General features: G+C 34.2%; 6 protein-coding genes. All 6 read right to left on the bottom strand.

From position 1 onward, the window contains the following. Window positions 1-568 (bottom strand): carbamoyltransferase N-terminal domain-containing protein (locus CUS_RS00075; protein WP_037275699.1); only part of this gene is annotated, 568 nt, incomplete at its 3' end. A gap of 50 nt (window positions 569-618) precedes the next feature. Next, complete coding sequence (locus CUS_RS00070) at window positions 619-1,467, bottom strand: radical SAM/SPASM domain-containing protein (RefSeq protein ID WP_100084495.1); 849 nt, start codon at window positions 1,465-1,467, stop codon at window positions 619-621. Window positions 1,468-1,496: 29 nt separating this feature from the next. Continuing rightward, window positions 1,497-2,429 (bottom strand): glycosyltransferase, encoded by a 933-nt coding sequence (locus tag CUS_RS00065; RefSeq protein WP_157769473.1) that lies wholly within the window; start codon window positions 2,427-2,429, stop codon window positions 1,497-1,499. 215 nt (window positions 2,430-2,644) lie between these two features. Continuing rightward, window positions 2,645-4,060 carry a glycosyltransferase family 2 protein gene (locus CUS_RS18370; protein ID WP_002846753.1) on the bottom strand — a complete coding sequence of 472 codons (1,416 nt, stop codon included), beginning with the start codon at window positions 4,058-4,060 and terminating at the stop codon, window positions 2,645-2,647. A 28-nt stretch (window positions 4,061-4,088) separates the two neighbouring features. Then, window positions 4,089-4,865: a histidinol-phosphatase HisJ family protein gene (locus CUS_RS00055; RefSeq protein WP_002846754.1), complete on the bottom strand. Its 777-nt coding sequence runs from the start codon at window positions 4,863-4,865 to the stop codon at window positions 4,089-4,091. 230 nt (window positions 4,866-5,095) lie between these two features. Beyond that, window positions 5,096-6,229 (bottom strand): 23S rRNA (adenine(2503)-C(2))-methyltransferase RlmN, encoded by a 1,134-nt coding sequence (gene rlmN / locus CUS_RS00050; protein ID WP_002846752.1) that lies wholly within the window; start codon window positions 6,227-6,229, stop codon window positions 5,096-5,098. Window positions 6,230-6,543 lie beyond the last annotated feature (314 nt).

Below are 6,543 nucleotides of genomic sequence, written 5' to 3'. Positions count from 1 at the left end.
TTTCCCATATAGATGTAGTGGCTACCTCACCAATTCCATCAATTACAATGCCTGTTGCACAATCAAACCCTGATACTTCATAACTTGATGCGACATGTGATAAATGATGGGGAAAGAATTCGATTCTAATCTTATTAGAAAAGCCGCATTGTTCACGAAGGTAATTGCATACTTGGGTACGGTCACTAAAGAACTCATATCGATGAAATAAATCAGAGTTTATCAAATCATTGAATACTCTATTAGTGTCAAAAACAAGACTACCATTCCCTGTAGTTGTATTTTTTCTCAATATAGATAGCAATTCAGTTTCTTTTCTTTCTTGCCACAACATTGGATCGTATCCGACTGCGATTCCGGTAATATCACTCTCTTTAATTCTGCAATAATCAAGTGCATATTTTATTGCTTTCGCAGGAAATATGCCTTTTGAACCTTTTATGCCGTTTAACCTTTCTTCTTCAATAGCAAATAAAATTTTCCCCTCGGAAATAATGGCAACGGAAGGATCGTGATAATTAAGACCATGAACACAAGGATTGATACTTAAAATATATTCGCGCATCATATTAGCCCTTTCTTTTTGATTATGTATTTTTACCATAGACTTTATTGTAATCAATAATCAGCGGGATTATATAAAGAATCGCACGCCCTGCACAACTCACATTCTGAGCGTCCTAACATGATTTTCTTACGAACTGACATATATTCAATAGAAGTCCAGCATTCAACCAGTGAATGTGTTGTAATATCTCCTAAAGTGTACTTTCCTAAAGCATCGTTAGAACATAGGCTAAGTTTACCATCGGGACGTATAATAATCTGCTTAAAAGGTAAGATACACGACATTTGAAGTGGTTGCACAATTTTTTTGTTAGGCGCATTTCCACCACGAGAGAATAGCACTTCATTTTGTTTGCGCATAGATATTTTTACTTTTTTGCTAAATTCAGTATTAGACTTACAACTCTCAATAAGCTGACGAATACTATCCGTAATGATACCGTTATCATCATAATTATCTATAATCATATAATCTAATGACGGAAGAATTCTTTCTAAACGAGTTTTATTCAAAACCGTGCCATTAGTATATATATATATACACGCTCTAGGTAATGCCGAACGAGCATATCGAGCAAAATCTTCTATTCTAACATCCAAAAAAGGCTCATTATTTGAATACAGAGCTAGTCTACCACGATAATTGAGTGTTTTTAATTCATCAATAATCTTTTGAAAAAGGGGTTCGCTCATCCTTGAGAATTTTCGAGGATCTATATCGTGATTTACAGGACAAAATGTGCATTTTCCATTGCATCTATTCATAGTTTCTATTTCGATGCTTGAAAAAAGCGGGATTCTCTCAAGCGAAATTGTTTTTAAAAACTCTTGAGTTATCTGAGCAAAGTATTTTCTATTGCTGATCAAATCATCGATTGTATTTGAGCTAATGTTATCCATACAAAACACCCTTTCGTAACAAGATCACCCTAAAGAATCAATTTATAAAATTCATCCAAGAATGTATTAGCAATTGATTCAGGAGATAGTGATGATATCAGTTTATTTGCTTGAGCAGATTTTTTCCTCCAAAAATCAGAATCATTTATCAGTTTATCTATTATATCCATTGCTTCATCAATAGACGAATAGCGCAAGTCTTTTGGGATAAACTCGCTAAACCATGCAACATCTGGTGCAATTACCGGAACTCCCATTCCTAACGAATCGATGCATGACATAGCCCAAATGCAGTTTTGACGATATGGAGCAATTGAAAACAAAGCACCTTTTAAGCATTCATAATATCTGGCTCTTTTATGAGTATCGTTTATTAATTTGACACCATTAATCTTAGAAAGTGTTTCTCTAGCAATATCAACAGAGGGATCCATTCTCTTTTGAATAGCGGTTCTTTCGCCTAAAACATCGAACACATCAACCTCAATCTTATTGTATTTTGAGGTAATGGCTTTCGCAAGATTAAAAAGGAAATCAGTTCCGTAATGCCTATATAATCTGTGATTGTATATTATTCTTTTTGAACATTGCGTATTGTTGTCAAGTAAAAAGGGATCATACGGAGGAGGATTAATTTTGAATTTTTCCTCACAAAAATGAATAGAATACTTAGCATAGAGTTTTCTCAAGTAATCCTTTGAGGTTTGACTGTGAGTAAATACCACATCAGACATCTCCAACCCAGATAAAAAACTCATACATACTGAAAAGCCGATTCCACCATTATTAAGAGACTCATCGTATTGAAAGACATTGTTTACAAAAAGATATGGAATATAATGTGCATAAGATACAATTGACACATTTATTCCAAGAGCTTGAATAATTGCCTTGTAGTGAGGAACTTGTTCTACCTGATTTACGATAAGAACATCAGGAGATACTTTTGATATTATCTCCATTACTTTTGACCAATCAAAAGAAAACCTAACTTCATATTTATTAAATCCGAATTCTTTATTTATGTGAATACAGTTACAATCGGACAGTGGCTCAGGTGAGGCAAAGTAAAAACTATTCTGCTTCGTAAAATATGGAGATAGAAGATTATAAAAAATATAGCCTGAATCAGCTTGCATACGAGAACGATTACTAACGTTCAGAAATGTTAAAATTCTCATTTGAAATAATTAATGATGCTGTCATCATTATCCTTTCTTAATATATAGTCTGCTATCCACTCATCAGAGTATAACGCATTAATCCAAACGACTTTTGATTTGTCGATTCCTAATGAGAGAAAATAATTACTGCATCTATGAAAAACATTAAAGTCTTCATAAGTAATAATAATCAAATCAATTTCACAAAATATGTCGAATGAAATGCTGTTTTCATTTTCTACATCAAATATATCTCTTAAACTTAAAATCGAGCAGACAGAATTTAGATTACTATTTGTTATTTGCTGAAAAAAAGATATAGATGCGTCATTTTCACCGCAAATTATAATTTTCTTTTTATTCACAATCAGATCATATGGAAGACACCATTTTTTTGAATTTGATACTCGTAATACTTCGGATTGTTTAGCATTTAACAAATGGATACAGTTCAATAAAAAAGAATCTTTGCTATCATTTTCTAAAGATTTGATGATATTATAAGCAAAGTCATCTCTGTAAATCTCTTTAGGGTACTGCATGAAATTGTAATGATCACTTACATTATTTTTGTAATATGTGTAAAACGAGCTGAAACAATTGCCATCTGTAAATCTCATAAGCAGATAATAAACTATATTTTCGACAACCAGATTGAGAAAACTAATTCTATGTTTATTATATAAATCCTCACAGATCAATCTGTTTTCTAACTCTGAAAGTGCTTCAAACAAACACTTCCAGTTGCGTTCACCAGCAGAATACAAAGATGAAGCTATATTTGTTCTATGACATATAAAATGCTGATTCACGGATGTGATTCTTTCGCCGAACAAGTATGATAAGCAAACAAAAACCAGATCATTACACACTTTTGTCCCTTGAAAGAAAATATCATTTTTACGTATAAAATCAGTTCTATACATCTTATCCCAAGCCCATGTAACAGATAACTGAAATATACCGTCAGTTGTGTCAGCGGAAGAAAATACTTCTTTATTTGGAAACGAGGCATTGTCTTTACCAACAGGAGGCATCATATATGTTTCTTTAGTTATCACATTCAAACCATATCCTGTACAAAATACAATATCAGAGTTTGTGCTTAATGCTTTGTTTAACATACGCTCGACCATTAATGGAGAAAAGAAATCATCAGAATCTAAGAAAAGGACATACTCACCCTTTGCTTTAGAAAAGCCTACATTTCTCGCGGTTCCTGCATTCATATTTTCTTGTTGAATTAAAGAAATACGGCTATCAGACTGTTGTATTGCTTTGACTATCATTGCCCCATTGTCGGTTGAACCATCATCAACGCAAATAATCTCAATGTTCTTATATGTCTGCTTTATAAGCGATATTAGGCAATCTCCTATATACTGTTCTTCATTATAAAAAGGGATAATAACACTTACCAATTCTTTCATTTTTAATCCCCCTTATCATTTTATTATATTACAGTTCATAAAACACCCTGTTCTTAAAATACCCTATAACGCAAGTATTCGGTAGTTTTCTAACAACACTACTAAATGCATTTCCAAGTTTAACACAAATATGTGCATCGGATCCTAATACAACCCTACGTCCTCCAAGCTGAACATATCGATCAATGATACTGTATCGAGGCAGCGGTTCGTCAGAAGCATTCATGATGGAAGACGTATTAACTTCAAGAATAATGTCTTTTTTAATCATAGCATTTAATATTTCATCCATGATAGTATCACTGACGTTCCAATTATCAAAATAACGTCTGGGAAAATCTATATGTGCCATCGCCTGGAACTCGCATGTCTGAATTGATTTTAACATAAGATTATAGTATTCATCAATCGCTTTTGATTCCTCTATGTTTTTTGCACCTGGAAAAACAGAGCCATAGCAATGATGAATGCTTCCTAGAATATAATCAAAAGGCATAGAACTGTAATCCTCGAATTCAGTAGGGAATAGATGTGGCTCGGAGAATTCAATCCCAATCAAAATCTGGATGGAGTTATAAATACGTCTTAGCCTATTCACTTCATAGAAATATTCTGACACATCAAAATTTGTAGAAGCTTTATTAATTATTCTTCCCACATTTATTTCAGAAGAATTGAAATCTACATGATCCGTAAAACAAATAATTGGAATCCCAATCTCTATGGCTTTTATACACTGCTCTTCCATAGATGACTTTCCGTCGGGCGAAAAAGTAGTATGAATATGCATATCTGCCAGTCTCATATTATCCCTCCACATAAAATAAAATGGTTATTCCTTTTATACACAAAAATAATTGCATTATTGTAGAGACACACCTACTGCCGTGCAAAGAAAAGGCAGTACACCCACCTTTCATGTTGTGGTTAGCACGGGCGCATACATAGATGCGTCCGTGCGTCATAGTATTATGGTGAGCGCAAACGATAACCATTAAAAGAATAGTCAACAATGGTTAGAGGGTTAATTCATCATTAGTTTTTCTTACGTTTCCTTTTGGCTTTATGTTTTGCAAAAGGGTGACGTTTTTCTTTTCTTATCCCTCTTGTTGTATCAGCTTTATTGTCAGAAAGCTTGTGTATCACAGGCGACATCTTTTCAGGTGAATCAGACGTAGGAGCGTCGTTCCCTTTATTATAATCACTTACTAATTGACCACAGGCAGCTTTTATTCTATTACCTCTTGATTCCCGAAGTTTTACTTCCAAGCCAGCCTCCTCTAATCTAATCTTAAATGCAACCAATTGTTGCTTGTTAGGACGTTTGATTCTCTTACAGGCAGTTTCATTATATTGTAAAAGATTAATCAGTACATTTTTTCCTCTAAACCATTTACCAAGTTGTCTTACGTCTGAAGCCCTATCATTAATTCCAGGAGCGAGCAGATATGCAATGGTAATCTTTCTGTTATGTCGTTCAGAATAGGAAAGCGCAGCTTCGACAACACTATGAATGCTATTGGATTTCATGTGCGGCATAATCATGTTTCTAGTTGCTTGATCCGTTGCGTGAAGAGAGAGTGTAAACTGAATCTTTAAATGCTCCTCTCTCAGTCGCTTCAACTGTTCAACTGGTCCAACAGTCGATACATTTATGCCATCTGTAGGAAAATTAAGTCCATTGCGATCACGAAGTATATGAATACTTTTAATCAGATTATCATAATTAAAGAGAGGTTCTCCCATCCCCATAAAAACGATTCTGTTGACACGTTCTTTCAAAAGAACGATTTGCTGAACTATTTCAGCTGGTGAAAGATTGCGAATAAATCCATTTTTTCCTGATGCACAGAAAATACACCCCACCGGACAACCGACCATAGTGCTAACGCATACCGTATTGCCAGTCCTTCTTTTAATGCATACTGTTTCAATGCAGTAGCCATCTTGTAATTCAAAAGCATACTTTGTAGTATCTCCCCCTACATATATGTCTTTTATAGTCATAGTTTGATTTTTAGGACTTACGCCACTTTTATACAAGGTTTTGAATAAAGACTTAGCTCTTTCTTCTCCCATACATTTGGCTACTTCATCAAAAGTATAATTGTACGGATTGCCCTGAATCATTTCTAATGTAGGAGGGACCATTTTCTCTTTATTTGCCATGATAATTCCTTTCCTCGCATTGTATTTAAGTAATATTTTACACAAACCAACTTGTGTGGATTATAACTTGAAAATTTCAAAAGGGTACACAAACCCCATTGTATATATTATACATCTTTTTTTTCTTTCTGTCAAGATAGAAATTGCATCCCAATAATGTGAATTATATCATTTTTCACTTATTGGGATGCATACTTACTTAGAATAATCTCATAGTTGTTTATTCAATTCCTTGCTTCTTACTCCTGCCCTTTGTCTGATCCTTCGGCGCTCTCGGCTTCTTGGCGAGCCTTGCGGCATCACGCTTCGCACTT

It is taken from the genome of Hominimerdicola alba 8, from assembly GCF_000178155.2.
GTDB classification, from domain to species: Bacteria; Bacillota; Clostridia; order Oscillospirales; family Ruminococcaceae; genus Hominimerdicola; species Hominimerdicola alba_C.
The sequence above is the reverse complement of the archived record's forward strand: the minus strand, read 5'-3'. Positions and strand labels throughout refer to the sequence as shown.

Excerpts from the sequence above, each read along its gene's own strand:
- CUS_RS00055 (WP_002846754.1), bottom strand. The coding sequence starts at position 4,865 with ATGAGACTGGCAGATATGCATATTCATACTACTTTTTCGCCCGACGGA.
- CUS_RS00070 (WP_100084495.1), bottom strand. The coding sequence starts at position 1,467 with ATGGATAACATTAGCTCAAATACAATCGATGATTTGATCAGCAATAGA.
- CUS_RS18370 (WP_002846753.1), bottom strand. The coding sequence starts at position 4,060 with ATGAAAGAATTGGTAAGTGTTATTATCCCTTTTTATAATGAAGAACAG.
- rlmN (WP_002846752.1), bottom strand. The coding sequence starts at position 6,229 with ATGGCAAATAAAGAGAAAATGGTCCCTCCTACATTAGAAATGATTCAG.
- CUS_RS00065 (WP_157769473.1), bottom strand. The coding sequence starts at position 2,429 with ATGGAGATAATATCAAAAGTATCTCCTGATGTTCTTATCGTAAATCAG.